21 protein-coding genes and 7 pseudogenes are annotated in these 26,685 nt (G+C 60.8%); 16 read left to right on the forward strand and 12 right to left on the reverse strand.

Annotation, left to right across the window (positions count from 1 at the left end; all coding sequences use genetic code 11):
• Nucleotides 1-36: 36 nt before the first annotated feature.
• Nucleotides 37-276: a hypothetical protein gene (locus tag MB84_RS26830; RefSeq protein ID WP_052654006.1), complete on the reverse strand. Its 240-nt coding sequence runs from the start codon at nucleotides 274-276 to the stop codon at nucleotides 37-39.
• A 650-nt stretch (nucleotides 277-926) separates the two neighbouring features.
• Between MB84_RS26830 and MB84_RS29535 the strand changes: the two are divergent.
• The 3 genes and pseudogenes from MB84_RS29535 to MB84_RS31860 form a co-directional block, all read left to right on the forward strand.
• Nucleotides 927-1,337: pseudogene (locus MB84_RS29535) on the forward strand (DUF932 domain-containing protein); the annotation flags it as partial.
• Nucleotides 1,338-1,412: 75 nt separating this feature from the next.
• On the forward strand, nucleotides 1,413-1,655 hold the full coding sequence (locus MB84_RS26835; protein ID WP_052654012.1) for a transposase: 243 nt from the start codon (nucleotides 1,413-1,415) through the stop codon (nucleotides 1,653-1,655).
• Entirely contained in the window at nucleotides 1,627-1,761 is a 135-nt protein-coding gene (locus MB84_RS31860; protein ID WP_425415934.1) for a DUF1353 domain-containing protein, read from the forward strand. The genes MB84_RS26835 and MB84_RS31860 overlap by 29 nt, the downstream gene beginning before the upstream one ends.
• Before the next feature lie 14 nt (nucleotides 1,762-1,775).
• On the opposite strand, the gene MB84_RS26840 is transcribed toward MB84_RS31860, so the two are convergent.
• A protein-coding gene (locus tag MB84_RS26840) for an IS3 family transposase (RefSeq protein ID WP_157122856.1) occupies nucleotides 1,776-2,986 on the reverse strand; the annotation gives its coding sequence in 2 pieces (ribosomal slippage) (nucleotides 1,776-2,671 and nucleotides 2,671-2,986; 1,212 coding nt in all).
• A gap of 1,105 nt (nucleotides 2,987-4,091) precedes the next feature.
• Here MB84_RS26840 and istB (MB84_RS26850) point away from each other — a divergent pair.
• Nucleotides 4,092-4,757, forward strand: a pseudogene (istB, locus tag MB84_RS26850) (IS21-like element helper ATPase IstB); the annotation flags it as partial.
• Here istB (MB84_RS26850) and MB84_RS29550 read toward each other — a convergent pair.
• Nucleotides 4,691-5,752 (reverse strand): IS110 family RNA-guided transposase, encoded by a 1,062-nt coding sequence (locus MB84_RS29550; protein ID WP_084009614.1) that lies wholly within the window; start codon nucleotides 5,750-5,752, stop codon nucleotides 4,691-4,693. The pseudogene istB (MB84_RS26850) and the gene MB84_RS29550 overlap by 67 nt on opposite strands.
• Before the next feature lie 264 nt (nucleotides 5,753-6,016).
• Nucleotides 6,017-6,727 (reverse strand): annotated as a pseudogene (locus tag MB84_RS26860) (ISL3 family transposase); the annotation flags it as partial.
• A gap of 127 nt (nucleotides 6,728-6,854) precedes the next feature.
• On the opposite strand from MB84_RS26860, the gene MB84_RS26865 reads away from it, so the two are divergent.
• Nucleotides 6,855-8,120 carry an IS256 family transposase gene (locus tag MB84_RS26865; protein WP_046290067.1) on the forward strand — a complete coding sequence of 422 codons (1,266 nt, stop codon included), beginning with the start codon at nucleotides 6,855-6,857 and terminating at the stop codon, nucleotides 8,118-8,120.
• 38 nt (nucleotides 8,121-8,158) lie between these two features.
• On the opposite strand, the pseudogene MB84_RS26870 reads toward MB84_RS26865, so the two are convergent.
• A pseudogene (locus MB84_RS26870) lies at nucleotides 8,159-8,677 on the reverse strand (helix-turn-helix domain-containing protein); the annotation flags it as partial.
• A gap of 253 nt (nucleotides 8,678-8,930) precedes the next feature.
• Between MB84_RS26870 and MB84_RS26875 the strand changes: the two are divergent.
• Nucleotides 8,931-9,953, forward strand: a complete 1,023-nt coding sequence (locus tag MB84_RS26875; RefSeq protein WP_046293183.1) for an IS110 family RNA-guided transposase — start codon at nucleotides 8,931-8,933, stop codon at nucleotides 9,951-9,953.
• A gap of 326 nt (nucleotides 9,954-10,279) precedes the next feature.
• On the opposite strand, the gene istB (MB84_RS26880) is transcribed toward MB84_RS26875, so the two are convergent.
• From istB (MB84_RS26880) to MB84_RS29555, 6 genes are all read right to left on the reverse strand, one after another.
• A complete protein-coding gene (gene istB, locus MB84_RS26880) occupies nucleotides 10,280-11,101 on the reverse strand; it encodes an IS21-like element helper ATPase IstB (RefSeq protein ID WP_044453167.1) in 822 nt (273 codons plus the stop codon).
• Nucleotides 11,098-12,591 carry an IS21 family transposase gene (gene istA, locus MB84_RS26885; RefSeq protein ID WP_044458677.1) on the reverse strand — a complete coding sequence of 498 codons (1,494 nt, stop codon included), beginning with the start codon at nucleotides 12,589-12,591 and terminating at the stop codon, nucleotides 11,098-11,100. Before istA ends, istB (MB84_RS26880) begins: the two co-directional genes overlap by 4 nt.
• A gap of 242 nt (nucleotides 12,592-12,833) precedes the next feature.
• Nucleotides 12,834-13,343, reverse strand: a complete 510-nt coding sequence (locus MB84_RS26890) for a ferritin-like domain-containing protein (protein WP_052654613.1) — start codon at nucleotides 13,341-13,343, stop codon at nucleotides 12,834-12,836.
• A 62-nt stretch (nucleotides 13,344-13,405) separates the two neighbouring features.
• The gene (locus tag MB84_RS26895; protein WP_169835091.1) at nucleotides 13,406-14,233 is read right to left on the reverse strand and encodes a DUF892 family protein; all 828 of its coding nucleotides are present in this window, start codon (nucleotides 14,231-14,233) and stop codon (nucleotides 13,406-13,408) included.
• A gap of 5 nt (nucleotides 14,234-14,238) precedes the next feature.
• Nucleotides 14,239-15,408 (reverse strand): hypothetical protein, encoded by a 1,170-nt coding sequence (locus MB84_RS26900; RefSeq protein WP_052654018.1) that lies wholly within the window; start codon nucleotides 15,406-15,408, stop codon nucleotides 14,239-14,241.
• Nucleotides 15,409-15,801: 393 nt separating this feature from the next.
• On the reverse strand, nucleotides 15,802-16,188 hold the full coding sequence (locus MB84_RS29555) for an NUDIX hydrolase (RefSeq protein WP_084010143.1): 387 nt from the start codon (nucleotides 16,186-16,188) through the stop codon (nucleotides 15,802-15,804).
• 639 nt (nucleotides 16,189-16,827) lie between these two features.
• Here MB84_RS29555 and MB84_RS26915 point away from each other — a divergent pair.
• Nucleotides 16,828-17,454: a hypothetical protein gene (locus MB84_RS26915; RefSeq protein WP_052654027.1), complete on the forward strand. Its 627-nt coding sequence runs from the start codon at nucleotides 16,828-16,830 to the stop codon at nucleotides 17,452-17,454.
• Between the two features lie 126 nt (nucleotides 17,455-17,580).
• Here MB84_RS26915 and MB84_RS30330 read toward each other — a convergent pair whose 3' ends face one another.
• Nucleotides 17,581-17,778, reverse strand: a complete 198-nt coding sequence (locus MB84_RS30330) for a hypothetical protein (RefSeq protein WP_157123073.1) — start codon at nucleotides 17,776-17,778, stop codon at nucleotides 17,581-17,583.
• A gap of 436 nt (nucleotides 17,779-18,214) precedes the next feature.
• On the opposite strand from MB84_RS30330, the gene MB84_RS26925 reads away from it, so the two are divergent.
• From MB84_RS26925 to MB84_RS26960, 9 genes and pseudogenes are all read left to right on the forward strand, one after another.
• Nucleotides 18,215-20,026, forward strand: a complete 1,812-nt coding sequence (locus MB84_RS26925; protein WP_052654033.1) for an ABC transporter ATP-binding protein — start codon at nucleotides 18,215-18,217, stop codon at nucleotides 20,024-20,026.
• 150 nt (nucleotides 20,027-20,176) lie between these two features.
• Nucleotides 20,177-20,624: pseudogene (locus tag MB84_RS31315) on the forward strand (hypothetical protein); the annotation flags it as partial.
• Between the two features lie 15 nt (nucleotides 20,625-20,639).
• A complete protein-coding gene (locus tag MB84_RS26935; RefSeq protein WP_052654036.1) occupies nucleotides 20,640-20,981 on the forward strand; it encodes a hypothetical protein in 342 nt (113 codons plus the stop codon).
• Nucleotides 20,982-21,085: 104 nt separating this feature from the next.
• On the forward strand, nucleotides 21,086-21,376 hold the full coding sequence (locus MB84_RS26940) for a DUF2471 family protein (RefSeq protein ID WP_052654038.1): 291 nt from the start codon (nucleotides 21,086-21,088) through the stop codon (nucleotides 21,374-21,376).
• Nucleotides 21,377-21,641: 265 nt separating this feature from the next.
• The gene (locus MB84_RS26945; protein ID WP_052654041.1) at nucleotides 21,642-21,881 is read left to right on the forward strand and encodes a hypothetical protein; all 240 of its coding nucleotides are present in this window, start codon (nucleotides 21,642-21,644) and stop codon (nucleotides 21,879-21,881) included.
• Nucleotides 21,882-23,260: 1,379 nt separating this feature from the next.
• Nucleotides 23,261-24,256 carry an IS110 family RNA-guided transposase gene (locus tag MB84_RS26950; RefSeq protein ID WP_052653755.1) on the forward strand — a complete coding sequence of 332 codons (996 nt, stop codon included), beginning with the start codon at nucleotides 23,261-23,263 and terminating at the stop codon, nucleotides 24,254-24,256.
• Nucleotides 24,257-24,556: 300 nt separating this feature from the next.
• On the forward strand, nucleotides 24,557-24,688 hold the full coding sequence (locus MB84_RS31535) for a hypothetical protein (protein ID WP_281192331.1): 132 nt from the start codon (nucleotides 24,557-24,559) through the stop codon (nucleotides 24,686-24,688).
• A 124-nt stretch (nucleotides 24,689-24,812) separates the two neighbouring features.
• Nucleotides 24,813-25,397: pseudogene (locus tag MB84_RS29565) on the forward strand (ParB/RepB/Spo0J family partition protein); the annotation flags it as partial.
• A 210-nt stretch (nucleotides 25,398-25,607) separates the two neighbouring features.
• Nucleotides 25,608-26,678: pseudogene (locus MB84_RS26960) on the forward strand (IS3 family transposase); the annotation flags it as partial.
• Between the last annotated feature and the right edge of the window lie 7 nt (nucleotides 26,679-26,685).

The raw sequence follows: 26,685 nt of genomic DNA on the forward strand, positions 1-26,685 counted from the left end.
CCTAGCGCCGCAAGTTTTGCGGTCAATGGGCCGTCACTACGCTCGCGGCTCGCGGCTCGCGGCCGGCCAGTCTGAGAGCCATTCACAATGCTGTGGATATTTCACCGCCGGGTATTGCTCAGCCGACGTCCCATCACCGTCGCCGAGCCACTTCCGCACCTTTCCCAGATCGGCATAGGGAATCGGCAACGCCATGTGCAGTTCGACGGCAGTATCCTTCTCGGGCGTGGCGTCATCGCAGTTGACGCTTAAATTCGGAACACTGGAACCCATCATCGCACGCCTAAAAAATGGGGAGATGCGCCCGCGACACTGTCAGCGGACGCCGGTTACCGGTTAATGACGTGCACCGGCGAAGATCAAGTCAAACTGAGATCGTTTCAGATTGACGTGCGCCGGGCCGTCCGCTTCAAACGGCGGGGCGGCGTCTCGACTTGGGCCCTTCTCCATCGTCCCTCACTGAATTGGGCTGACCTGGCCCCTTCGGCCCGGGTTCATTCCCCCGGCCCTGCGCGCTTCGCTTGCACACGGTCGGCATGCAGCACTGCCCTTTCCCGTTAAGCCATCTTTCCTGCATTCGTCCCCTTGTCCGCGACTGTAGCGCACGGCCCCCCCGGAAAGCGGGCTCCGAATCTTGGAATCCGGTCGCGATGAATGCCACCCCTTTTTGATGGAGGCCGATATGCCATCGCTGTCACTGCATCACTGAATTGTGGTCCTGGGTTGCGCGTACATGGAATACACGTTCACGCCTTGGGATGGCCGCGATCACTACCGCCGCACCGTCGATTGTGGCCACGTCGTGTGGTGCTGACAGGCGGCGTGCGACATGCGACCAAGCGCGGAGCCTGCGAAAGAGCGGCGGCACCCGCGCCCAAATGAGGGCGCCGGCCCAGGCGTCGCCTTCCTGCTTGGGGTCGTCTCGGATCGATGGCCCCCCCCTCTTTGTCAGGAGACACACCCCGCAACTCACTTCCCATTTTGCTTCCCATTCACCGGTGCTGCGCGCCGAATCTCCCTTGTCGGACGACCCGATCCGTGCCGTTGCACCGTCCATTTTCGCACCGACCCCGCATGAAAGCCGCGCCGAGCGATACCGCCACATCCCCACCGCGACCGTGCTGCCCGCACTACGCGGCGAAGGCTTCGCGCCCTTCACGGTGTGTCAGACCCGCGGGCGCCACGACGACCGGCGAGACGCGACCAACCACGTGATCCGGCTGCGCCACGTGAGCCGGATCAACGGCCGCGAAGCCGACGAAATCATTTTGCCAAACTCGCATGGAGGGACTCGTAGCTATCAAAGTAAGCGCTCGATTCATACCGTCTTGTGCGCGATATGAAGGATTGCGAAAGTGGCTCCCGCTACGTAAGTGACGGGAACTACTGTGGAATCGGAAAAGAATCATGGGATGGGTCGGCGGGGTCGTGCGAACCACGATGTCGCGTTTCGCCGGCGCCTGGCAGCCGCGGCGTGCGAGCCCGGGGTGTCGGTTTCCAAGCTTGCGCGTGCGCATGACATCAACGCCAATAGGCTGTTCAAACGGCAGCGAGAGTATCGGGCGCCGCTTGCCATCGAACCCGCGCCATTGCTGCCGGTGACGCTCGTATCGGCTGACTGGCGGCATTTCGGACGAGGCGGCAGTCGTTCATGATTGGCCCTACGCCAAAGAGCCCGTGTCGCGCGCGGTCGCTGACAAGGTGCTTCGCGAAGCATCAGCGGTTACGGGCGTACCCGGGTGGCTGGAGTTGACCCTGTAAAACCGGACACACCATCACACTAAGGTTGCTGAATCCATCGAGCGCCGGAACTCGCGAGGCGAGCGGTATTTCAGCGCGCTATGGGGGTGCTTCTCGTTGTAATGCTCAAATGCAATGGCCAGATTGTGAGCAGCGGTTGCAGCATCCGGCTTCGGCATGAAGGCGACGTAGTCGCGCTTCATCGTTTTCACGAAGCTCTCGGCCATGCCGTTACTTTGCGGACTGCACACGGGCGTGGTCAATGGCTTTAGTCCGATGTTCATCGCAAACCGGCGCGTATCGTCAGCCGTATAGCCCGAACCATTGTCGCTCAGCCACTCGATTTCGGACGGCGTATGCACCTCGTTGCCGAACCGATTTTCCACTGCGGCCAGCATCACGTCGCGCACAATGTCGCCGCTGTGGCCTGCTGTCGTCGCCGCCCAGCTCATCGCTTCTCGGTCGCAGCAATCCAGCGCAAACGTCACACGCAGCGGCTCGCCGTTGTCGCAGCGGAACTCGAAGCCGTCCGAGCACCATCGCTGATTGCTGCGCGCGACGGCCACTTTGCCATCATGTCGACGGTGGGCTCGCGGCGCAATCGGTCGGCGCTGCGTCAGCAGCCCATGCGTTCGCATGATGCGATAAATGCGCTTGGCATTGAACGGCGCCAGTCCAACTGCAACGCGCTCGTTGCGCAACGTGCCCCAAACCCGCCGGTAGCCATAGCTGGGCAAATCGCCGACGACACGGCGGATTTCCTCGACTACAGTTTCGTCGTCGGTCGGCCTTGATTGCCGGCCATCGCGCCACGTCGCCGGACGCGACAGTCGTGCCGATACGTTCGAGCGCGACACGCCGAGAACTTCACAGACCAGTTTCACTGGCCGTCCTCCGGCAGCAAGGGCGAGTGCGCTATCCATTTTTTTGCTCGGCTGTATTCAACTGCTTCCCGGAGAATCTCGTTCTCCATTGTTTTTTTGCCGAGCATCCGTTGCAGCTCGCGAATCTGCTTGAGCGCATCAGCCAACTCCGATGCCGGAACCACTTCTTCGCCAGCCTTGACCGCTGACAGGCTACCGTCCTGGTACAGCTTGCGCCAGTGGAATAGCTGGTTCGGGTTCACGCCGTAATGGCGCGCGACCATTGAAACCGATTTTCCCGGTTCGAAACTCTCGCGAACCATCGACAGTTTCTGCTCCGCCGTCCAGCGACGCCGGCGCTCTGGGCCCGTCAACACTTCCATCACTTCCTGCTTGGTGTTAGTCAAAAACACAGTCTTATGCCTACCCGTTATTGTAAGTGGGTCGCTGTGTCCGGTGTTTCATGGGGCCGCTCCAGTGGCGTCGGTGGCTGACGTGTCGGGGGGTGCGGTTGAGTGTCACATCGCACTGGCGTTGATGCTGCCCGTATCAAGGACGGGTAGCCGCACAGGGCCGCGTCCGACTGATAAGCAAGCGACCACCCGGTAACATGAGAAACTTCGTTTGCCTATATAATTGGAAAATGTGTATTTTTTATGAATTTTTCTAAAAATCATTGAAACTTTCGGGGGCGAAGGTGTTTTCCAACGTACATGCTGTCTCGTGGGTCCTTTCTTGTGCGATTGTTCCACTTTTGTCGGCGGTCGTTCTTGCGCGGCCAGCCGAAGCCGCGGCTGTGTGCGGCGGTCGATCTGCCATCATCGCGATTTGGGAGTGCGGCGCTCAGGGGAAAAGTGAGATTTGTACCCTTTGGGGCGTCGATGTTCCTCAGGCAGGAGCATGGACTGAAAAGAGCCTGTATGTTCTGGAACGGCCCGGCTCGGTAGAGCGCGTCGGATACGACGAAGTTTGCGAAAACGGTCGTTGTGCCCGCCCGCATTATTCGGTTTGCTCAACGCCTGTTGCTCACCCTACGCCAACGAAACTGGAAGTTCTCTTGGGTTCTGGCGGGTAATCTCCGTGTTGATTGCGCCGGCCCGCCAACTCCGCTCTTTCCGCTTGCACATCGGCACGCCGGCGTCGCTAGAATAGGTGCCTGTTGATTTTGCAAGGCTTCGTCGACCAGCCCGTGGCTCTCCTGCAAGGCCATCAGCCGTTCCTCCCGCGACCAGTCTTCCGGTCGTCGTGGGTCTGCAGAGCTCGGGCGCCGGTTCGTGGCGCCGGCACCTCTCGTCCTTTTCCTTAATGTCAGTACGTTGACGTTCAATTCGTCGGCCACCGCTCCAACCGTGCGGCTCCCGCGCTGCAGAACCTTGGACAGCGCCTGCGCCTTGAACTCAACAGAATACGTTTGTTTCACTTTCAACCTGCACCTCTGACGCTACTTGATAAGGAAGTTCAGAGGCGACAACTATTCTGACGCCGGGGGCGCATCGAGATCTCACCGGGTTCGATTTCGGCCAAGCGCACGTGGATGAAGTGTTGGTGCGAGAACTACACGGTTTGGCGTTTCTCTCCAGCGCACACAACGTCGTGTTTATCGGCGGGCCAGGTACCGGCAAGACGCACTTGGCCACCGCCATAGGCATCCAGGCGGTGCAGCGCCAGGGCAAGCGCGTTAGATACTTCTCAACAGTGGAGCTGACAAACGCGCTGGAGCAAGAGAAGGCTATCGGCAAGCAAGGCCAAATAGCACACAAACTGATGTACGTGGATAGGGTGATCCTCGACGAGCCGGGCTACTTGCCATTCAGCCAGACGGGCGGCGCGCTGCTATTTCATCCGCTCTTGAAGCTGGACGAACACACCAGCGTGGTGATAACGACGAACCTGAGCTTTAGCGCGTGGGTCGGCGTATTCGGGGATGCCAAGATGACAACCGCGCTGCTCGACCGGGTGACGCATCACTGCCACATCGTGGAAACGGGCAACGAGTCCTGGCGGTTCAAGACCGGTTCGGCAAAATCTCGGGTATCGCGGAAAAAGGCCCCCAAGGGCACGGCAACCGACGACTTGACGCTCCTATGTCAAGAAGCACTCGCTGAATCGGCTAGATCGGCAAGAATGAGTGGGTACAATTCTCTGACGATATAGCGCTTCAGACAGCGGTGAATTTCCTTGTTCGACATACCTTCTTTGGTTCGGCGCTCGACGTATGCTCGAGTTCTCGGATCACTGCGCATGCGCACCATCGCTATGGTCCACAGGGCATTGTTCGCTGCTCGATCACCCCCACGGTTCAAGCGATGTCGGACTGTCTTGCCAGAGGAGGCTTGCAACGGACTCGTGCCACAAAGTGCAGCGAGCGCCGCATCGCTTTTCAAGCGCTCCGGGTTGTCGCCAGCAACGGCGACAAGCACTGCTGCCGTTTGAGGTCCAACGCCGAATCGCTCTCGAAGCCTTCTGGCATGTCTTTGTGTTAAGTGTTCGAGCATCGCATCGAGCGTTGAGAGTTCCTCCGCGAGCGCGAGGTAGCGCTTTGCTAGCAGGCGCAACGTAGTCGCCAATGCCTGCAACATTGGTGCACCTCCCAACGAACGCAGCTTCGCGCAGTTAGCAACGCATTCCGAAGTCTTCGTCCTCAGAAGCCGTTCGCGGATGTCTTGCGGCGCACTCACCAGCAAGGCTCGCAATTGGTTTATCGCCTGTGTCTTCGCCTTGACGGCACTGCGACGTGCAACTGATACAGTTCGCATTGCCTCAGCCGCGCCCGACTGCTCTTTGGGAATCGCAGTGGCTCGTCCAGCGAGGACCGCTCTCGCAGCATTTTCCGCATCAGTCGGATCAGATTTTCCTCGTGATCGACGCGCTGCACGATCAGGGCGATTGACCTCCAGTACATCGATATCATGATCTCGCAACACTCGGGCAAGACCTGCGCCATATGTGCCGGTCCCTTCAACTCCGGCGCGCCGAACATGCCCCAATGAGTTCGCCCAAGTCAGAAGCTTGAGATACCCCGTAGTTTCGGCCGCGACTGACAGGGTTCCAACGAGTTTCCCTGTTTCACTAATTAATGCACCGACATGGGTATCGAGATGCGTATCGACGCCCAGAATGACTTCGCCTTCAATCGCTCGATCGTCCATATTTGTTTCCCAAGAAGTGGACGCATCGCCAACCCCATTCGCTGGACAGGACACTCATGGTGCAGAACAAAGCTCCTATTAGGTCACAAACGCTGGGCCCGGCAACGCTCGGGGAACGTCGGAGATCGATCGACAGGTCAACTCAAAGGCAGCTTCGCCAATCCCAGCAAGGGTCAGATCGGACCGACGTTCAAAGCCGATCTTAGACTGAGTATCCACACAGAAGTCGATGTACTACGCTGTTCGGGGTGGGTTAAATTTGGTTCATTGAGCATTACCGGGGAAGGCGGCGCGGATTTTGAGGAAGAAGTATTCCTGGTCTCGGTAGCCGTAGGCGCGCCGCTTAATGACCTTGATAGTGTTGTTAATGCCCTCAACGATGCTGGTGTTTAGACGATGTCGGCATCTGGCCAGGATGCCATGCAGATAGCCTTTCAGACGCTGAGCGAAGGTGTTCAAGGGGGCTATTCCGCTTTGCTCGGCCTGCTCGCACCAGTGGTGCCAGGCTTGTTTTGCCCAGGCAGGTCTTCGGTAGAACCAGAGCCGCTTGAGTTCGTCCCTCAGGACATAGACCGTCAGCAGCGGCTGGTTGGCTTGCAGCAATTCGTCGAGCCGGACGGCCTGCTGCCGGTCTAGCTTGTCGCGGTTGCGCAATAACAGCCAGCGGCTCGATTTGATGACCCGGCGCGCGGGACGGTCCTGGCGCAGTTGGTTGGCCTGATCCACGCGCACCCGATCAATGACCTCTCGTCCGTACTTGGCCACGACATGGAACAAGTCATAGACGATCTCCGCCCGTGGGCAGTGGGCCTGGATTTCTAACTCGTAGGCCGTAGTCATGTCGATGGCTACGGCCTTGATGCGTTGGGCGACCCCACGCGGCAATTGCTCGAAGAACGCCCGAGCCGTCTCGCGTGAGCGTCCTGGGCCGATCCACAGCACCTGCCTGCTGATCGGATCGACGACTACCGTCGCGGAGCTATTGTCGAATCTGGTGTACGGGGTGCTTTGGGAAATATGAGAAGGCGGTGGCGGTTTAGCTGAGAATGTTGCTTGTCGAAGGCACACCGAGCAAAGCCGGCGCGAGCCGGCCCCGACCACCATGAAGAAGATTACGAAAGAAACGAACGGCAGTAAAGCACAAACGAAGAGCGCGCTCGATGAACTGATCCAGCAAGGCGCGCGGCAGATCATCGAGCAGGCAGTCGAAGCGGAACTGGCGAGCATGCTTGAACAGTACAGCAACGTGAGGTCGATCGACGGTCGGCGTGCCGTGGTGCGCAACGGCTACCTACCAGAGCGCGAAGTCGTCACGGCCATCGGTCCGGTGCCGGTTCGGGTACCGAAGGTGCGTGATCGCTCGGGTTCGGGCATCCGCTTCAATTCGGCGGTCGTGCCGCCGTACGTTCGCAAATCCGCACGCGTGTCGGCCGCACTACCGTGGCTGTACCTGCGAGGCATCTCGACGGGCGACATGAGCGAAGCCATGGGCATCATGCTGGGCGGCCAGGTCAGCGGCCTGTCGCCAAATGTGGTGAGTCGTCTGAAGGCGCAATGGGCCGATGAGCATGCTCAGTGGAATCAGCGTGAGTTGTCGTTGGCGCGCTGGGTGTACTGGTGGGCTGACGGCATTCACACCGGCGTGCGCAGCGACGATTCCGACGGCCAGTGCCTGTTGGTGATCATTGGTGTCAAACCGGACGGAACGAAAGAGCGTGTGGCGATCAGTGACGGGTATCGGGAATCGAAGGCGTCGTGGGCCGAACTGCTGCTCGATCTGAAAAAGCGCGGTCTGCAGTCAGGGCCGCTGCTGGCTTGCGGAGATGGTGCGATGGGATTCTGGGCAGCGATGGAAGAAGTGTTCCCGCAGACCGAGCATCAGCGCTGCTGGTTCCACAAGATGGGCAACGTGCTCAACGCGCTGCCGAAATCGCAGCAGGCCCGCGCCAAAAAGGCGATGCAGGACATTTGGATGGCCGCCACGCGTGCCGAAGCGCTGGTTGCCTTCGATCACTTCGTTGATACCCACTCGGCAAAGTATCCGAAGGTGGTCGAAAAGCTGACGCAAGATCGCGACGAGCTGCTGGCATTTTACGATTTCCCGGCCGAACACTGGCAGCATCTGCGCACGACGAATCCGATTGAATCGACCTTCGCGACGGTGCGTCACCGCACCAAGCGCACGCGCAACTGCGTCTCGCGCGCGACGTTCCTCGGCCTGGCATTCAAGCTGATCGAGTCGGCCGAAGACTCGTGGCGGCGCATCCGCGCCCCCGAAAAGATCGCGACGATGCTTGACGGGATGACGTTCAAGGATGGAGAGCCGGTGACCGACAGCACACCGGCTCAGCAGCCCCTGGCCGCCTAATCTTGCTCACGCCCCGTACACCAGATTTGACTTTAACTCACCGTCGCGTACCGATGCCCTTTATGCAGGGCGAACTCGTCCATCGCTAAATACTCGATCCTGGACCAATCCGGTTCGCGCACTGACGCTCGGAGCCGGGCCTTGTCCAGCGTCTTGACGGTATGCCAACCCAGCTCGAAGAACCTCGCCACCGCCTGCACGTTGCTCGATTGCAGCAATTGGCTGCAGGCCGCCGCAAGCCGATCCGTCACCCGCTGGTAGCGACCCAGCCAAGTAAGCCGCTCCAGGCGCGGGCCACCGCATTGCTCACACAACAAGCGCCGGCGTGGAACATGAAGAACAACCCGGTACTCAAATAACGGCAGATCTCGCACCCGGCGCACCGTGGTCTCATGGACCTGGCGACATCGTGCGCCGCACTGCTCGCACAGCATCACCTTGGCGGTTGGCTTCAAATAGATCGACAGCGTGCGCCCTGTGCCCTCGGGCCACTCCACGCGTTCGACGGCATAGCCCTGCCAGCCTCCCAGCGACTCCAGCAGCTTGCGATCCAGCATCTCCACGCACTCCTGATGGCAAATTCCTGCCATCAAGAGTACGAAAACTTGTCAAATCCCTCCACGCTATTGCGCGATGAACCCAAAAAAAGCCGCAGATAGACAGATGGTATGAACGCCGCCCTCCCTTCGCGCTGGATTCAGGCCCCGGACACGGAAGTGACTTTGGGAGTGTTGGGTCCCTCCAGAACCGAATGGCATCAATGTGCCAAAGTGGAGGTGTCGCGACCACTTGAGGAACGGAGGGACCATCATGAATACTACGACGTTCGGGCTCGACATTGCAAAGCGGGCTTTCCAGATGTATTGGGTCGAAACGGAAACGGGAGAGATTGTGAACCGGCGGTTCACGAAGCAACAGGTTATAGAATTTCTTGGCCAGCGACCGGCCGGACGGGTGGCTTTGGAAGCCTGCGGAAGTGCGCACTGGTGGGCACGCAAGATCGTAGCGCTGGGTCATGAAGTCGTATTGCTGCATGCGAGATTCATCCGCCCGTTCGTCCAGAATAACAAGACCGATGCGACGGACGCTCGTGCGATCTGGACGGCAGCACAGCAACCCGGCATGCGTTCGGTAGCACCGAAGACAGCGGATCAGCAGGCCACGCTGGCCCTGCATCGCATGCGTTCACTGCTAGTCAAGTCACGTACCATGCAAGTCAACCAGTTGCGCGGCCTGCTGTACGAATTTGGCGTGACGCTCAAAGCGGGTCGCGTCGCCGGCCTTGCCGAGGTCCGCGAGCGACTACATGAAATCGAAGAGGTCGTTCCGGGCACGTTGTTCGATGCGCTGCGCGACCAGCTTCAGCACATCGAGCGGATCGACGGCGAGATCAGGAAACTCGAGAGACAGATCGTTGCCTGGCAACGACAGGAGGCGGCATGTCAGCGGGTCGCTACGATTCCAGGTATCGGACCATTGACGGCGACAGCCCTGGTCGCGACGATCGGCGATCCTGCTGCATTCAAATCCGGACGTGAGCTTGCCGCGTACCTCGGCCTGGTTCCCAGGCAAAGCGGTACAGGCGGCAAGGTACGGTTGGGCGGCATAAGCAAGCGCGGCGACAGCTATATACGCATGCTACTGATTCACGGTGCACGAGCGGTCATGTTCAAGAGCAGGAGCAAGGGCGCCTGGAGCGAGCAACTGTCCCTGCGTCGGCCTACGAATGTGGTTGCCGTCGCGCTGGCAAACAAGATGGCGCGAACAGCGTGGTCGTTACTCGCGCACGACAAAACTTACCAGACAGACTACGCAGCACAAAGGGCTAGCTGAAAAGCAGGGGTATCGAGCACGAGTCACGCAGACAGGTTGCGAAGGTCGATAACGATGTGATGGCGAGACAGGTTGGTCCGCAAGAACGTAAGCCTGATTGACGCTGTGCGCTTCGAGCGCGCTAGACAGTAGAGGTCGTTCTTGGCGAATTCCATCAGGGCGCGCAGGCTGGCCTGCAGACGCCGGATATAAGCCTGCAACCAAATTCTCGTCCAATGTCACAACGATATTACCTTGCAAGCCGGGCGGCGTTCATATAAGCGTCAAGCAGCATGGCCGGTCAGCGACAACTATCTTGGCCGGTCAACGGGTGTAGTTGTCGCTGGTTAAGAGGCCATAGTTGTCGTTCCTCCTTCGCAATTGTCGTTAGGTAATTGACGCCGGCGGGCGCTTTGTTTGTCGCTGGCCTTACGACGGCGATAGCTTTCGACGTTGAGCTCGAAGATCGTCGAGTGATGGACGAGCCGGTCGATAGCGGCGATCGTCATGCCCGGATCAGGGAAGACATCGTTCCATCCAGAGAAGGGCTGGTTGGCCGTAATCAGCAGGCTTTTGCGCTCATATCTCTCGGCGATCAGCTCGAACAGCACGCTGGTTTCGGCCTGGTCCTTGCGAGCGTATGACAGGTCATCCAGGATGATGAGATCGAAGCGATCGAGCTTCGCGAGCGCGGACGGCAGTTGCAGGCTTTGGCGCGCGGCCTGGAGCTTCTGGACAAGTTCAGCGGTGCGCGTGAACAGCACGCGATAACCGGCGTCGATCAACGCATGACCGAGGGCTGAGCCCAAATGACTCTTGCCGCCGCCCGGCGGGCCGAACAGGAGAATTGTGGCGCCTTTCTCCAGCCAGGATTCTCCGGTGGCCAGCGCCGTAACATGCGCCTTCGAGACCATCGGCACCATGCCGAAGTCGAAGGTAGCAAGCGTCTTCGTCGGGTCCAGATGCGACTCGGTACGGTGCCGCTCAATGCGTCGTTTGGCGCGTTCGGCCAGTTCGTGCTCAAGCAGCGCCCCAAGCAATCGCGTAGCGGGCCAGCCTTCCTTGTCAGAGCGCTCAACGAACTCGGGCCATAGCCTGCCGATCGTCGGCAGGCGTAACTCGTTCAACATCAGGGCCAGACGGCCGTTGTCGTGGGCAGGGGCGTTCATGCTGCCACCTTGTCGAGAAGCTCGTCATAGAGCGCAACGGGCGGCATCTCGACCACCACCTCGGGACATAGGGCCTGACGCGGCGCGAATTCATTGCACAACTGCTTTAGATCGGGCAGCTCGCCTGCTGCGAGCAACGCATCAAGCCGTTCGGCCAATAACGCCTCAACGCCGTGGTGGCCCGCGAGTTCAAGCAGACCCACCATGGTCTTGCAGGCCTGCCGTTGCGTCAGTTGCGCCTCCAGCCGCTCCCAGGTCCGGCGGTAGGCCTCGCGAGGAAACAGTGCGTCACGAAACGCGAGCCCTTTGAACGCTTGTGGCTTGCGTCGCAGCGAGTCGATGAAGTGTCGGTAATCAAGCGCGTGGCGGTTGTCGGCGGCACGGGAGCCTCGCGGGGTGCTATGCACCAGTGCGCCGGACAGGTAGCAGTCGAGCCGGTCACCGTAGACCCGCACCTTCAAGCGGTGGCCGATCAGGCGCGACGGCGCACTGTAGAGGATCCCGCGCACGGTGAACGTGCTGCAGCGGGTCACGCGTGCCTCTTCCTCGACGAAGTCAGTGGTACGACGTTCAGGCAGATCCTGCAGCTGTGCGCGCTCGATGCGAAACGCTGCGGCGTTGCGCCGGTTTCGACGCATCACCACCTCGCGTACGAACTCATCGTAGGCAGGCCGGTCAGCGAAGTCACGATGGCCGCGAAGCATCAATGCCTGCTCGAGCGCTTCCTTCAGATACCGATGCGAGGATTCCACGCTGCCGTTCTCATGGCCCAGGCCGCGATTGTTGCGCGTGCCATTCATGCCGTAATGGTCGAGCAGCGCTGCGTAACGCGCCGTGAAGTCCTCCTGCTCCGTCAGGTTCTTGAAGGCGGCCGACAGGCTGTCAGATCGATGTTCACGGGGACAGCCGCCCGCCTGCCATAGCGCGTTCTGCAATCCGGCCGCGAGGGCTTCGAAACTCTCGCCCCCCTCAACCACGTTCGCGTACTCCCAGCGCGAGAACGCCAGCACGAAGTGATACAGCCGGTGACCGAACGGGGCGCCACCGATCGTCACGCACAGCTTGCTCATATCAGTGAAGTCCGACAGTCCGCGCACACCGGGCTGATGCTCCTGCGGGAAGAACACCTCTTGAGTGGGGCCCTCGAGAGCGCGCCACTGGCGAATACGCCGCTCCAGCGTGCGCCGCATACTATCGGGATAACGATCCGGGTGATCATCTTGCAGCTTGCGTAAGACCGTGATGCCCATCAGGTGGGGCGAGTTACGCAGCAGCGGCACGACTTCGCGGTCCCAGACGTCGACAAACGGATCGGGACGGGTCCGCCAGGAATGCCGCGGCTTCTGGGATGGCAAAGTGGCGTCACGTTCGATACGGCGTGCCGTACGCACGCTGATGCCGGTCTTGGCGGCCGCGACTTCCTGCGGGTGGTGTTTGCGCTTGTTCATGTAGAGACGAACCTGTTGGTCGGTAATGCGGGTTCCAGACATGAGCTGACCGCTTCCTCAAGCTTCGGTCAGTTCATCCTAAGCCCCGTCGACCCGGCGTCGCCGGTGGCTCGTCGTCTCCGGCGGCTACGCCGCCTCCAACGCCTCACCACCGGCCAAAACAATCGTCAACGACCGGCCAAGATAATTGTCGCCGCCCACGCAGACAAGCTGCGGCGAAGAGGGAACCGGGTGCGGCTGGTGATTCCCCCCTGGGACCGAAGATATCCTGTGCCCGTTCTCACTTAACGTTTGGCTGCATCGTCGTCGACCGCCTCGCGAGCCAGAAAGGTCTCCGTGACCTGCGGAAGATGAGCGAGCAGCCACCGCGCCATTTCGATCTCCTGCGGAAGGATCGCTTCACAAGTCTGGCGTATGTCGTCGCGCCCACACTCTCGGGCGGCCGCGATCAGCGTCGTGTATGCGGCAATTTCGATATTCTCGAAGACGAAGCCCGCCATCGCGCCCTTGACCACTTCGTCCGACGCGAGGCCACCGCCCAACGCTTGTGCGAATGCGCCCATCCGGGCAGCAAGATCCTTCATCGCGGAAGGGCCGCTGTCCAGTCCTTCCAGGCACGTTTCGAGCGCTTTCTGTTGCCCGATCGTCTCGTCGATATGCTGCTCAATTCGCGTCTTCAGCTCGGGGTAATTGTTAAGTCGCGACGCCTGTGTCCTAAGCATGGTTTCAGCATGCTTTTCCATCGCGTAAGCGTCTTGCAGCCAGTCGACCAGATGGTCTATCGATTCGTTCATGTAACTCTCCATTTACGTTGGCGTTCGGTTTGGCAAAGCATCCCACGGCATGTACCGCAGGCTCACGCCCCGCCCGTCGCGATATCCGACAGCCATTGCTTGACGCTCGTCAGATGCTCGTTCTCTTGCTTCAGGGCGTCACCGAAGGCGTCCACCATTTCCGACAGCCCCTCCGCCTGCGCCATCGCGATCAGTAACTCCCAGCCGCACTGATCTGTCGCCTCCACCGCGAGGAGCGCCGTCAGCGCCTGCGACACGTCGGTGCGCGGATCGCACATCACCTGCACAAATCCCATGCTCGTCACACCGCAAACATCTGCCGCCGGGGTCTGCGCCGTGGGATCCGCGCCAAGCTCGACGATGCAATCGCAGAGCAGCGCAAAATGCTCTGCCTCTTCAGCGCGGAAGTGTTCGAGTCGCGCCTTCATTTTTCCGTCGCCCTCGCCGTAGCTTTCCACCTTGCTGATCAGCGCTTCGTAAAGCCTCACGCCGCTACGCTCGAAGGCAAGCCGCTCCCCGAGTCGGTCCAGGAACATCGGCGAAACCGGGGTTGCAACCACGTCGGACGACGTTCCGGCGGCCGCCATATCTGCCATGCCATCGACAGGTATGGAGCCGATGGGGTCGGCTTCGGCGGCGCATGCCGCACGCATCGTGGCAATGGAGGTAGGCGGCGCATTCGGATCCGCCGGTTGTTCTTCGGCGAAATCGCGAAGTTTTCGGCCGTCGATGGGATTGAAGAGAATGCCGGTTCGATTGACGCTCTCTTTTTGCAGAAGACTCATGGTGGTGTCCTCGGATGATTTCGCGGCGATGTAATGCGGCCCGCGCGAGTAATATTCCTGCTGGGATCGGACGCGAGACCAGAGACGGGACCGTAGACCGGCCATCCGTCTCACAGCGCCTTCGTGTTGAGTTCGGTGCCGGGCTTCCATTGGTAACCGGTCGCGACGGTGTCGGTGGGGGACCCCTCGGCGTTCAGCCCATCGCGATAGGCATTTGAGGCGTCCGAAGCGTCCGTGGATTGCACATACTCCGTTCCCTTCGCCCCCATCTGCACCTCCTTGTGCAGCACGCTTCGCACGAAATCGCGCTGACTGCGCATGTCGATAGGTTTCGGCAGTGGCCCTGCCAGCACTTCCGCCGGGTCGCGCCGCTCATGTTGCTTGAACAACTCGCACACGAGGTTCAGATGGCCCAGTTCGTAATCCAGAAATCGCTCCCAAATCGCCTTGATGCGAGGATTCGGTTCCTGTGCGACGCAGCTGTAATACGTGTAAGCCTCCATCGCCTCGTGGACCAGCCATTTTTCGAGCGGCGATTCGTCCGGGTCCGACAGGCAGCCGTATTGCGTCACGTGCTGCTCTTCGATGGAAGCTATTTCGGCGTAAAGCGCGCGCGCCACCGGGTCGGCAAAGGTCGGGCCGATGTTCATGTAGTAGTCATGCGTCTGATATTCGGCCCCCGTGAGCATTGCGGCATGGATCTTGGTAATCAGCGCGGCCTGCTTCCGGCCGTAGGGCGTTCGGATATCATCTTCCGGCGCGCGATGCTCGACGCGCGTCGGCCGTCCGGGAACGATATCGGTATACCCTTGCAGAATATTGTTGGCGTCTTTGCCTTCAACACGATCGAGCAATGCCGAATAGCGATAGAGGTGATCGAAGTCCTCCAGCAAGCCGAAGCGATACGTCTGCGCCTGATACGGGTCGGGCTCCGCCTGCGCAATCGCTGCGGTCACTTCCACAGCCACTTGCTCGTAGGCGATCGTGGTCTCGATCGGCGAGTGGTCGGCAGATAGCATCCAGTTGACCATCGTCGCCTGATGTTGCTCAACGCGCCGGACCTGCGCCAGGGGCAGTCTGAGTTCACCGCACATGCGCGAGAGAATATGCTTCAGACGAAGGGCGTCGCTTTCCACGCCGTTCATCAGAATGACGCGCACGCGGGTGAACGCGTCGTCGTCCAGCTTGCTGATCGGCCTGCCGACCATTTCCTTCCAGGTGAATTTCTGCCTGCCGAGCGGCGTGCCTTTCGCATCCAGCAAGTTCGTCAAGCTTTCCATGAGGTCTCCTCGTAGGTGGACCGAGTGTCACACTCCAGCTGCAATTGCCGTGCCATGGCACTTTCACTGCCCATGTGGAGACGAAGAAAGGTGTTTGTTGGAAAAAATACACCTATCTGTAAATAGCGCTTCGCCGCAGCGCGCGGCAAATCTTCGCTGAGCATCCTGCGGCGCGCAGAGATAGCCGGCGGTAATCGAACTAGCGGGGAAGGAATTTGCGTCAGTCCCTTGGATTGTGGAACCTGCAGCAGAGCGAGACGCAAAGCCCAGGAGGTTCGACAACCTAGCCGGGCGCTTGTCGCGGCTCGAGTACCTGCTACAGGAGGGCGACGAGGAAGAAGCGGTCAGACCGTCGCAACGAAACGACGGATTCAACAATGCTGACGCCGCCGCTCAGCGGCCCCTCATTGGCCCGCCGCTACACTGACCGAACGCTAACTCCACGATGTATCTTGACGGCAGACTTGTGTTGAGACGTTTCACGCTCCGCCAGTGAAACCACCCGCAGCACCGTATCTCGTTGCTCGGTTTTGGCTTGGTGAAGCGGTCGACCGTGATTTCAAAAACGTGATGCCGCTTGTTAAGCCCGCCGAATGCGAATAAATAGGAGACTGCGGGCGCATTGATCGTGGTTTGCTCATACAGTTCACGTCGAGCGGCAGAGGACGCTGCTTCCTGGCGTTTCAATGCACCGCCAGGAAGCGACCAACGGCGGCCATCACGAGCGACAAGAAGCACCCTTGGACCTCGTCGGCATACGACAGTGGCGCGCTCTCTCACCCGCGGCTCCCGCAAATATGGTGAACTGGAATGCAGCGGCTCATGGGACGGGCCCCTTCTTTCGCTGACCCTGGGCAGCCACTGCGTCTAGCGATTCTGCGACCCAAAGCGCCATCAGTGCGCTCACGATACATCCCCTCGATAGCGACAGCGCGCCAGATCGTCCTTTTTCCGCCAGTCTCCTCACGCGACGTAAGAAACCTCCCCATTCACCCTACCGCGCGCTGCCGTCGCCCCGTTAATAACCGCGCTCCGATAGCGTGCTTTGATCGGATTTATCGAGGTGAGGCAAAGGCCCCCACAGTGCGGTACACGTCCCAAAGACGGCATAGAAGACACCCGCCTGGGGCAGGTCGCTCATGCCGCTGGTCAGCGTCAGCGCCCCGTTCAGCGCGTCCGCGCGCGCAGGCCCGTATTTCAACCGTATCCGGAGCGTCAGCGTCACGGCGACAAAAGAATAGCGCGGCAGGGCGCTCGCTGGCGTTGGACGGTTGCTCTCCGTGGGCGCCTCTCGGGGCGTGTGCATTCTGTCTTCTCCCCGGTTTACCCGATTCAGCAAATGGCGGGCCATTAGTGACGGCACAGTAATTGCATACGCTCTTATCCGAGGCAGTCCCCCACCACTGGCAGGAGATAGGTATGACGACCCGCAAAATGCAATCCAATGACCCCGGCCTTCAAGAGTTGTTGTTTCAGGCCTACGAGACCGAACTCGGCGGGGAGCAGGTCTACACGGCAGCGTTAGCGTGTGTAAAAAATACAGATCTCGAGAAAGAATGGAACGAATACCTGGAGCAGACGAAAAACCATCAGGAGATGTTACGCGAGGTGTTCTCCGCATTCGGACTCAATCCCGATACCCGCACGCCCGGGCGTGAGGTTGTCGCACATCATGGCGCGTCGCTCGTCAAGGCGATAGAAATGGCACGTCAGGCCGGCGACGAAGCGCTTGCGCAAATTACCGCTGCCGAATGCGTCGTGCTGGCGGAAACCAAGGACCACCAAAACTGGGAACTGCTCGCAACCGGGGCGGAGAAAACGGGGGGCGAACTCGGCAAGGTGCTGCAAGAGGCCGTGTCTGCCGTGCAGACCCAGGAGGCTCATCATCTGTACCACACGATGGGTTGGGCGCGGGAGCTTTGGATCGAGACGCTCGGCTATCCGGCCGTGCTGCCCCCGCCCGAAGAGAGAAAGCAGGTCGAGTCCGCCATCGGCGCGGCGCGCGCGCAACAGGCAAGAGACAGCATGGTCCGAAGCCGACACTGAACTGGAGCGTACCCGTTGGTCGAGCCCGGCGCGCGGGCTCGACAGCCTGATGCCCGTTGGTCTCCGCGCAACGTCAGTAGGTGCCCAAACGTCCCGGCTTGGTAACAAAAATTTCCTCCCTGTCCGTCATGTTTCTGTCCGATAAACGCCTTCTTTGATAAGACCGACCGCGGCCCGCATTGTCGTCAGAATGCGCGTCGCGTCAGCAGAGAGATCCAGCAAGGCGGAATGCTTCACGATTGCGTCTTCGTTCTCGCGTCCGATGTGTGCTTGCCCCGAAGTGACCCCTCCGCCCTGCTTCGCGGATTTCAAGGAAACGCTCATCTCACGCCTGGCGTGCCTCAGGAGCCGTAGGCCCCGCTGACGTGCGGGGGCGGCAAGTGGGGTCGTCAGTCCGTCCAGCCGCCGAAACGGGATGACTCGAAACCTTTCGTGCATTTCGCCATGCACTTGTGTAGGAGCGCGATCAGCAAAAAAATGAGGGCCCGTGCGCAAGCGTAGCGGCAGCACCGCCATGAACAGGACTCGACCCCGCCCTGAGGGAAGCCGGCTCGGTCGGCTCGCCGCATACCGGCGCGTGAGCACCGACACGCCTGCCCATGGGGCGGTGGAGTATCGACGACGGAGCGCCTGTACGAGGTAATCGCGAGATTCCCGTTGTGTTCTTTCCCGTGCCGCTCCTGCTTCGGGCAACGGATTGCGTACTTATGTCCCCATCCGTCCGATGCCTCTGCGCAACGGGCGGCCGGAGCTTCATGACATGACCCAGACACCGACCCACGCTGGCGAGCGGCCGTTCCTCGACGCACTCGCTTTCACCTTCCGGCGCTGGCGTGCTCAGCCGTGGCGTCTCGCTGCGGTCTTCACCTGTGCGCTCGCCGTCGCGCTCGGCGACGTGCTCGCGCCGTTTTTCGCGGGCCGCCTGATCAACGCGCTGGCACACGACGCTGCGGGCGATGGCGCCCCCTGGCGCGACGCGCTGCGCGCGTTCTGCGCGTTGACTGGTTTGGGCCTTGCCAGCACCGTGCTGCGGCAAACGATGCTCGCCCAGATCATTCACCTCACGCTGAAGATGATGAGCGACATCGCGGGCGACGCGTTTCGTCGCTTGCAACGCTTCTCGACGGACTGGCACACAAACAGCTTTGCCGGCTCGACCGTGCGCAAGATCACGCGCGGCCTGTGGGGGCTCGACCTGTTAAACGACACGCTGCTGATGGCGCTCTGGCCATCCTTTGCGATGCTTGTGGGCACGACGCTGCTGCTCGGCGTGCATTGGCCGGTGATGGGCGAGATCGTAGGTGTGGGCTCGATCATTTATATCGTGGTGACGGCCATCATGTCGCTGCACTGCGTCGCGCCGGCCGCGCGCCTGGGCAACCATTGGGACACGCGCCTGGGCGGTGCGCTCGCCGACGCGATCACCTGCAATCCTGTCGTTAAGGCCTTCGGAGCCGAAACCCGGGAGGAGGCGCGGCTTGGGCGCGTCATCTCGAAGTGGCGCGCGCGGCTGCGGCGCGCCTGGGGGCGCAGCATACTCAGTGCCAGCGTGCAGAGCCTGATGCTTGTCGCGATGCAGGCGACGATGCTCGGCGTGGCGTTGTGGCTCTGGCGAGCCAGGCACGCGAACGTCGGTGACATCGCCTTCGCGCTGACAACGTTCCTGGTGATGCAGGGCTATCTGCGCGACATGGGGATGCACATCCGCAATCTACAGCGCGCCATCAACGACATGGAGGAGCTCGTGGCGCTTGAACGCCAGCCGCTTGGCATCGAGAACAAGCCGTGCGCGCGGCCCATCCGTATCTGCCGGGGCGAGATCCGGTTTGAGCACGTCACCTTCGGCTATCGCGGCACGCAGCGCCTCTACCAGGACTTCTCGCTGGAGATCGCCGCTGGCGAACGGATCGGACTGGTGGGGTATTCCGGGTCCGGTAAGACGACGTTCATCAAGTTGGTCCAGCGGCTATACGACGTGGCGGGCGGACGCATCCTGATCGACGGCCAGGACATCGCGCAGGCCACGCAGGCGTCGCTGCGCAGTCAGATCGCGATTGTCCAGCAAGAGCCGTTGCTGTTTCACCGCACGCTCGCCGAGAACATTGCCTACGCGCGGCCCGACGCCGGACGCGCCGACATCGAGCACGCCGCGCGGCTGGCCAGCGCGCACGAGTTTATCGCCGCGCTGCCCCATGGCTACGACACGCTCGTGGGCGAGCGCGGGCTCAAGCTGTCGGGTGGCGAGCGCCAGCGCGTCGCGATCGCGCGCGCCTTCCTCGCCAATGCACCTGTACTCATTCTTGATGAAGCAACGTCCAGCCTTGATAGCGAAAGCGAGGCGGCGATCCAGCAGGCCATGGCGCGACTGATGATCGGCCGAACGACGATCGTCGTCGCGCACCGGCTATCGACGGTGCGCGCGCTCGACCGGCTGATCGTGCTGGACAGGGGCCGGATTGTGGAGCAGGGCAAGCACCACGAGTTGATCCGGCGCGACGGCAGCGTCTACCGCAAGCTGTTCGAGCGGCAGGCGCTCGAACTCGCCAAGGGACTTGTTGGCCCCTCGGGGTAGCAGTTGATGCACCGTCGTCGATTTTTGTCTTTCGCTCGCTCGTCTTATGTTGCACGAGAGGCAAATTTTTAAGGAGAAATGTCCTGCGGAGAACCAGTTCTTCTCAACCTTTCGTTTTCGCATCTCGCCCGTAGCGTATCCGCTTCTACGCAGGGACGCCATGTGCTTGTGCTCACCGAGGAGACAGATCATCTCGAAAGCTCGCATGCTGAAAGGTGCCGTAAAGTCGCTGTTCAGGCTACACGGTCGGCTCGGCAGAAAAGCGCGTGCGGCGCAACTGGCTGCCCTTGATGCGCTGGCCAGTGACGCGCCCCGCGTCGTGCTCACGACTGGCAGACTAGTCGGGGAAGGTTTTGATCATCGAGCGCTGGATACGTTGGTGCTGGCGATGCCGATCGCATGGAAAGGCATCCTGCAGCAGTACGCCGGCCGACTTCACCGAGAGCATGCGGGTAAGACTGGCGTACGGGTTCTCGATTACGTTGACGGTGGGCATCCGATACTGCTGCGAATGTGGGAGAAGCGCCAGCGCGGTCGGCCACGTCGGAGCACCGGTTGTGAACCTCATCGTTGCTTACCTATAATACTGTACAAATAAACAGTATTTTGCGCCATGCTTGTCGACGTGTTCAGGCTTCGCCGCGCCGGCGAAAAACTCTCCGAGGCGGATTTTCTTGTCAGCCCGCCCGTGCGCGGGTACCTGTGCAGCTGGTCCTACGCTGGCGGCTATCGCGCCGGTACGCCACTACGCGTGCAGGCAGTGACGCTCACGGCGTGTGGACGGGCTTCGGGCGCAGCGCTGTTACCCCCACTGCACAACTTCCGTGTGGTTCGGTTCAACGGCGGCGGGCTGATTCTTGCCGGCGACGAAGAAGTGGAGGTCCGCCGGCGGCATAGCGAAGTCTACCGTCAGGCGTGGTTTTGCAAACCGGCCTCCCAGCGTGAATCCGGATGATCGAGGGTCCTGATTCCCGCTTTGCGGCACAGGTGGGCGCGGGCACCCGTGGAGCGGGAGCCCTATTTCAACGATGCATTATTTACCTACGGGAAGGAGAGTGCATGGATCTGCTGTTTGCCGCTGTTGCGGCCGTGAAGGAAACGGTACCGGCGGTCGTGTCGCGTCGCCGCACGGCCGGAGTATTGACCTGGGCGCTGCTGCATCAGATTGAGTCGGAAGTTCTCGCAGAGCTCGCGGCGAGCGGAGCACATAGTCCAAGGATCCTCAGTATGTTGCGTGCGCCAGCAGTACTCGGCTATCCGAAAGACGATCGGCCCGTGTCGTTTGACGGGCATGAATTCGTACCGCCGGTTCTCGGCGCCATTGATGATGCCTGGCGACGCGTCAACTGACACCGCCGTGTTCCGCTTCACGCGCGCGGGTGCGGCCGCCGCCTGTCAGGTGAGAATCCCGAGCATCTTCCCTACGAGGTACGAGAGCCGGGCCCCAGCCGGCTCCGGGGTAGCCCCGGGGCGCGACTCCGTTCCGTGATAGGAACCGGTTCAGGGCGGCGCAGGCTGTGCGCCGTTTTTCCAACATCGGTGAATAGCGGCGTCGTGCGGATCGCCACCATGGGAGGACAGGCCGCCGACATGAAGTCCGCGAAAAGTGACGACTATGGCTTCGGTTCTGACTTTTCCCTACAAGGGCTATCGGGTTTTCTGCACGGCTACGCCGACAATGCACGGCAGGTTTCGCGGGGCCGCGAAAATCCAGCGGCCCGCGCCGGGTTTATTCCAGGAGCAGCAGATGGGCCACGCGGGCGATACGATCCGACAGAAGGAGCAGGTGGCGCTTGGGTCGGCGGCGTCGCTCGCGCGTGACTGGATCGATCAACATCAGGAGGCGCTTTGGTAAATCACCATCGCACTCGGCCCGGCGTGCCCTCGAACCGTTACGCCGGCACACAAAAGCAGTGTCGGCGTGACATAGCGTGCGACTGAGGCTCAACTCAGGCTCGACTGAGGCGCGACGGTCGGCCAGAACACCGAAGCGCCGGTATGAGTGAGCCAGCGGGACATTCGGAGGAACGATGACGGAACGCTCGAGTTTGGGCGGAAACGCTCGGGCGAAGGCGCTTCGCCCGCAACAGCGCGCACAGATCTCCCGTGCGGGGGGCCTAGCGCGAATGGCGGGCATGTCGCCAGCAGAGCGCAGCGCCCTGGCTCGCCGGGCAGCCCAAAAACGGTGGGCCAAGCGGGGCTAGCCGTACCGCAAGCCCCGGGCCGGTTGCACACTGCCCTGCACCGCAGGCTTGATGAAGCGAGGCGCGAAAAAGGACAACGGCCAGACAACGTCGCGGCCACCTCGACTCGTTCTGCACGCGCATGCCCGGTGCCGCGAGCCGGATATGGTAACGCACCATGTGCCGCGTCTTCGGTCTTTAACTCTGGTGCCCATCGACCCACGCTCTGGCCAGAGAGGAGGCCACCTCAATCGACCAGGAGGCCTCACGGTACAGGCCACCCTGCACCGTGACTGGCAGATTTTTTTGCGAAACGGTGGGAGTGAGGGACGATATGCGCGCCGTGGCGCGAAAACCGCCCCCGGTGTTCGGAAGTGCCGTACAGAGCACTCGGAATCCCTTGTAGGCGAAAGCGAAAACGACAGCCATTTGTAATTACTCCCATTCACCTGACGAGGGCGCCCCGGCGAGCGGCGGCACGTCTTTGGGCTGCAATTCACATGCCAACCATCGCACGGGGTGCGTGTCGCGCGTCGCGCGGCAGCGGGTTACGCCGAAGAATCAAAGTTTTTCGGCGTGTCCTCCACGGCGCTGAGCAAACCTCGAGACACGTCTTTATCGTCCCTCACTCTGTTCGGCTGATATGACGCCTCCGGCCCGGGCTCTTCCATCCGGGCCTGCACGCTTCGCTTGCGCGCGGTCGGCATGCAGTCCTGCCATCTGCCGTCAAGCCATCTTTCCTTGTATGGTTCGAAACACCCAGGGGAGCTCGGCATGGTTGACGGTTTGCAGGTCTTCTTCAAAGGCGGTGGGCAACTCGCAAGAGTTGTCCGCGGCCGGCCCCCGGTCGACGTGGATGCCGCAGCGATCACGTCAGCCCCGAGTTCCTCGTTCACGGTTGTTTTGGCAGGGGCGTACAGCCCGTTCTTTCCAAGAGCTGGCGATCACCGTCGCAAGCCCGTAACTCAGCTATTGGCGTACGCCCCTTGCCGCTTGTTGTTAGCCCGAACAGTTGTAGGAAGGCTTCACTTCGCATGTACAAGGAGGGGTAATGACGAGCCTGTCAAAGCAAGCTAGCGGCACGCCGCTGTGCATTGGGGTAGACGTGGCGAAGGCCATGCTGGAGGTGGGCTTTAGCGACCGGGAGACGACGTTCGCGCCGGCTAACGACGCAGTTGGTCATCAGTCTCTGGTGATGCTCCTGCGCGATCTCCAGTCGCAAGGTGCATCGATCGGTTTGATCGTGCTGGAAGCGACGGGCGGCCTCGAAATCGTGGTGGCGACGGAGTTGCAGCTGGCCGGCTATTCAGTTGCTGTGGTCAATCCACGTCAGGCGCGCGACTTCGCGCGCTCGATGGGCTACCTGGCGAAAACAGATCGACTCGATGCCAAGGTGCTGGCCCACATGGGCCAAACACTTCTGCAGCGCAGCGATTTGCACAAGCTAGTGAAGCCGCTCACCGACGAAACGCATCGGATGCTGCAGGCGCTCGTAACCCGCAGACGACAGCTGATCGACATACGCACTGCCGAACAGCAGCGTCTTGCCGCCCCCGATAAGCGCATGCATCGAAGCGTGAGTTTCATGATCGAGACGCTCAACAGTGAACTCGGTCGCGTGGACCAGGATCTGCAGTCCTTCATCGAAGCGCATTACAGCGAACTGGCAGCATTGCTCGACAGCGTAAAAGGCGTCGGGAAAGCCACGATCAGCACGCTTCTGGCCGAGGTTCCGGAACTGGGGAAACTCAGCGGCCGCGAGGTCAGCGCATTGATTGGTGTGGCACCTATCAATCGTGATTCAGGTGCAACGCGCGGCAGGCGATCTATCTTTGGTGGCCGTCGGGATGTGCGCAAGGTGCTCTATATGGCCGCTCTTACCGCGTCGCGCTACAACCCCGTCATCAAGGTCTTCTATCAACGCCTGGTCACCGCTGGCAAGCCGAAGAAGCTCGCCTTGACGGCCTGTGCGCGCAAGCTGTTGGTCATTCTCAATGCCATCGCTCGAGCCGGAAAACCATTCGACATGACGCTTCACAGTGCTTGACTCAAATCACAGTTGCTGAGTTCATCCCCTTGTCCGCGACTGTAGCGCACGGCCCGCTGCCATCAAGGCGCGCCGGGCCGTGTCCTCGGCTGCGCCTGCGGGCCGCACCCACCCTGCGCGTGTTTCCTTGACGGCAGCGGGCCGCGCGCTCCTGACCGTCGCGGGCGATGAACTCAGGAAAGACGGCGGCAACAGGCCATCCGGGCTCCTCGTGCCGACCGCACCGAAACCCCGAAAAGCGGGCTCCGAATCTTGGAATCCGGTAGCGGTGGATCCCACCCCTTTTTGATGGAGGCCGATATGCCATCGCTCTCACTGCATCACTGGATCGTCATCCTAAGTTGCGCGTACATGGAATACACGTTCACGCCTTGGGATGGCCGCTACCACTACCGCCGCACCGTCGATTATGGCCACGTCGTGTGGTGCTGATAGGCAGCGTTCGACGTGCCGACCAAACTCCACACCTGCCCCACCGGGCCATGCGCACTATGCAGGGGTTCGACAATGATATTTGCCTCAATCGTGCCTTGCGGTTGCTGCCTGGTGATATCACGTGAACGCGATTCCCGAAACCCAACACGATGCCGAAGCGCCCGCCATCGCCGCCGCACCGCTCGAAGCGGCCGCCCCAACCCAGCACCTGATGCTGGTTCCGCTGTCCCGGCTGCGCTCGCGCCGGTCCAGGCGCAACGTACGCACGACGCCGCGCGTGTCCATAGACGAACTTGCCGCGAGTATTTTCGCGCGTTGGCTTGCTGCAAAACCTTATCGTGATCGCCGGCGCCGGTGAGCGATACGAAGACGTCGCGGGCGATCGCCGCTTGAGCGCATTGAAACTGCTGGCGAAGAAAAAGCGCATCCCCGCCGATCACGAAGTGCCGGCCTGCTCGTCGCCGATGCGTCGGCCCGTACCGTAAGCCTTGCCGAGAACGTGCAGCGCGAGGCCATGCACCCGGCCGACCAGTTCGTCGCCTTCGCCGCATTGGTTAAAGAAGGTCGTCCCGTGGAAGACATTGCCGCTGTTTTCGGCGTGTCCCCGCTGGTCGTGCCGCGACGCCTGAAACTCGCGAACGTCTCGCCGCGTTTGCTGGCCGACTACCGCAACGACTCGCCGGACGCGCCGACGCTGGAGCAATTAAATTAATGGTGCTGATTAGCTCACCCGGCTTCGGCCGGGTTTTAATAGGATGGTCAGCCCGTTCCCCATTCAGTGGACTACGCTGAGTGGGGTCGCGAGTGGCAACACGTTGTTCGGGTCCCATCCAGCACGCAGCTATGTGTTAGCGCCGATGTAAAACTGACCCACCGGGGATGCGGACAAAATCTTGGACTACTTTGAAGGTAGTCCATGTATTCATACCAAGAACGCGTTCGGGCGGTCGAGCTGTACCTGAAACTCGGGAAGCGCAGCAAAGCGACCATTCGCCAGTTGGGTTACCCGACGAAGAATTCTCTCAAGGCGTGGTGTAACGAATTCGAGAAGATTGGCGATCTGCAGAGGGGGTATGTTCGCGTAAAGCCGAAGTACTCAGAAGAACAGAAGAACGTAGCACTCGAGCATTACGTCAACCACGGGCGCTGCTTCGCCTTCACCCTCAGGACATTGGGCTATCCCTGTCGCCAGATACTAACGGAGTGGGTTCGCGAGCGCTATCCGGAAACCAGGAAATGCGTGGTTGGCAAGGCCGGTCGACCAACTGCTTCATTGGTGTCCAAGCAGGCTGCGGTGTACGAACTGTGCACACGGGAAGGAAGTGCAGAGGCGGTGGCCCGAAAGCTGGACGTCGACAGGGTGACGCTGTACAACTGGAAGAACCAGTTACTCGGCCGAGAGGCTCCTGCATCCATGAAACGCGACAAAGGCTCGCCCGCAGAGACAGATCGGGACGAACTGGAACGGCAGGTCGAAGCGCTCCAGCGCAAAATTCGCAATCTGCAGCTTGAACAGGACCTGTTGAAGAAGGCGAATGAACTCCTAAAAAAAGACCTGGGCGTCGACCTGCAACTCCTGAGCAACCGGGAGAAGACGACGCTGGTTGACGCCCTGAGAGAGCAGTACGTTTTGGCTGAGCTGCTTGAGCAGCTGGACTTGGCGCGCAGCTCCTATTTCTACCATCGGTCGCCCATGCGGGTTGCCGACAAATATGCCGAAGTTCGTCGTACCGTTGCGGAAATCTTCGAGGACAATCACCGATCCTACGGCTATCGTCGGGTGCAGGCAGCGCTCAGCAGACAACGCGTGTTTCTATCGGAGAAAGTCGTGCGTCGCCTCATGAAACAAGGCGGCCTCTACGCGGCGAGGCCCAAGCGGCGCCGATATCGTTCTTATGTCGGGGAAATTAGCCCTGCCCCAGATAACATCATCAATCGCGATTTCCACGCTACCGCCCCCAACGAAAAGTGGCTGACGGATATCTCCGTGGAGT

Origin of the sequence: Pandoraea oxalativorans, assembly GCF_000972785.3 — a bacterium.
GTDB lineage: Bacteria > Pseudomonadota > Gammaproteobacteria > Burkholderiales > Burkholderiaceae > Pandoraea > Pandoraea oxalativorans.

Excerpts from the sequence above, each read along its gene's own strand:
- MB84_RS26830 (WP_052654006.1), bottom strand. The coding sequence starts at position 276 with ATGATGGGTTCCAGTGTTCCGAATTTAAGCGTCAACTGCGATGACGCC.
- MB84_RS26835 (WP_052654012.1), top strand. The coding sequence starts at position 1,413 with ATGGGTCGGCGGGGTCGTGCGAACCACGATGTCGCGTTTCGCCGGCGC.
- MB84_RS29550 (WP_084009614.1), bottom strand. The coding sequence starts at position 5,752 with ATGGACGATCGAGCGATTGAAGGCGAAGTCATTCTGGGCGTCGATACG.
- MB84_RS26865 (WP_046290067.1), top strand. The coding sequence starts at position 6,855 with ATGAAGAAGATTACGAAAGAAACGAACGGCAGTAAAGCACAAACGAAG.
- MB84_RS26875 (WP_046293183.1), top strand. The coding sequence starts at position 8,931 with ATGAATACTACGACGTTCGGGCTCGACATTGCAAAGCGGGCTTTCCAG.
- istB (WP_044453167.1), bottom strand. The coding sequence starts at position 11,101 with ATGAACGCCCCTGCCCACGACAACGGCCGTCTGGCCCTGATGTTGAAC.
- istA (WP_044458677.1), bottom strand. The coding sequence starts at position 12,591 with ATGTCTGGAACCCGCATTACCGACCAACAGGTTCGTCTCTACATGAAC.
- MB84_RS26890 (WP_052654613.1), bottom strand. The coding sequence starts at position 13,343 with ATGAACGAATCGATAGACCATCTGGTCGACTGGCTGCAAGACGCTTAC.
- MB84_RS26895 (WP_169835091.1), bottom strand. The coding sequence starts at position 14,233 with ATGGCCGGTCTACGGTCCCGTCTCTGGTCTCGCGTCCGATCCCAGCAG.
- MB84_RS26900 (WP_052654018.1), bottom strand. The coding sequence starts at position 15,408 with ATGGAAAGCTTGACGAACTTGCTGGATGCGAAAGGCACGCCGCTCGGC.
- MB84_RS26915 (WP_052654027.1), top strand. The coding sequence starts at position 16,828 with ATGACGACCCGCAAAATGCAATCCAATGACCCCGGCCTTCAAGAGTTG.
- MB84_RS30330 (WP_157123073.1), bottom strand. The coding sequence starts at position 17,778 with ATGAGCGTTTCCTTGAAATCCGCGAAGCAGGGCGGAGGGGTCACTTCG.
- MB84_RS26925 (WP_052654033.1), top strand. The coding sequence starts at position 18,215 with ATGACCCAGACACCGACCCACGCTGGCGAGCGGCCGTTCCTCGACGCA.
- MB84_RS26935 (WP_052654036.1), top strand. The coding sequence starts at position 20,640 with ATGCTTGTCGACGTGTTCAGGCTTCGCCGCGCCGGCGAAAAACTCTCC.
- MB84_RS26940 (WP_052654038.1), top strand. The coding sequence starts at position 21,086 with ATGGATCTGCTGTTTGCCGCTGTTGCGGCCGTGAAGGAAACGGTACCG.
- MB84_RS26945 (WP_052654041.1), top strand. The coding sequence starts at position 21,642 with ATGGCTTCGGTTCTGACTTTTCCCTACAAGGGCTATCGGGTTTTCTGC.
- MB84_RS26950 (WP_052653755.1), top strand. The coding sequence starts at position 23,261 with ATGACGAGCCTGTCAAAGCAAGCTAGCGGCACGCCGCTGTGCATTGGG.
- MB84_RS31535 (WP_281192331.1), top strand. The coding sequence starts at position 24,557 with ATGCCATCGCTCTCACTGCATCACTGGATCGTCATCCTAAGTTGCGCG.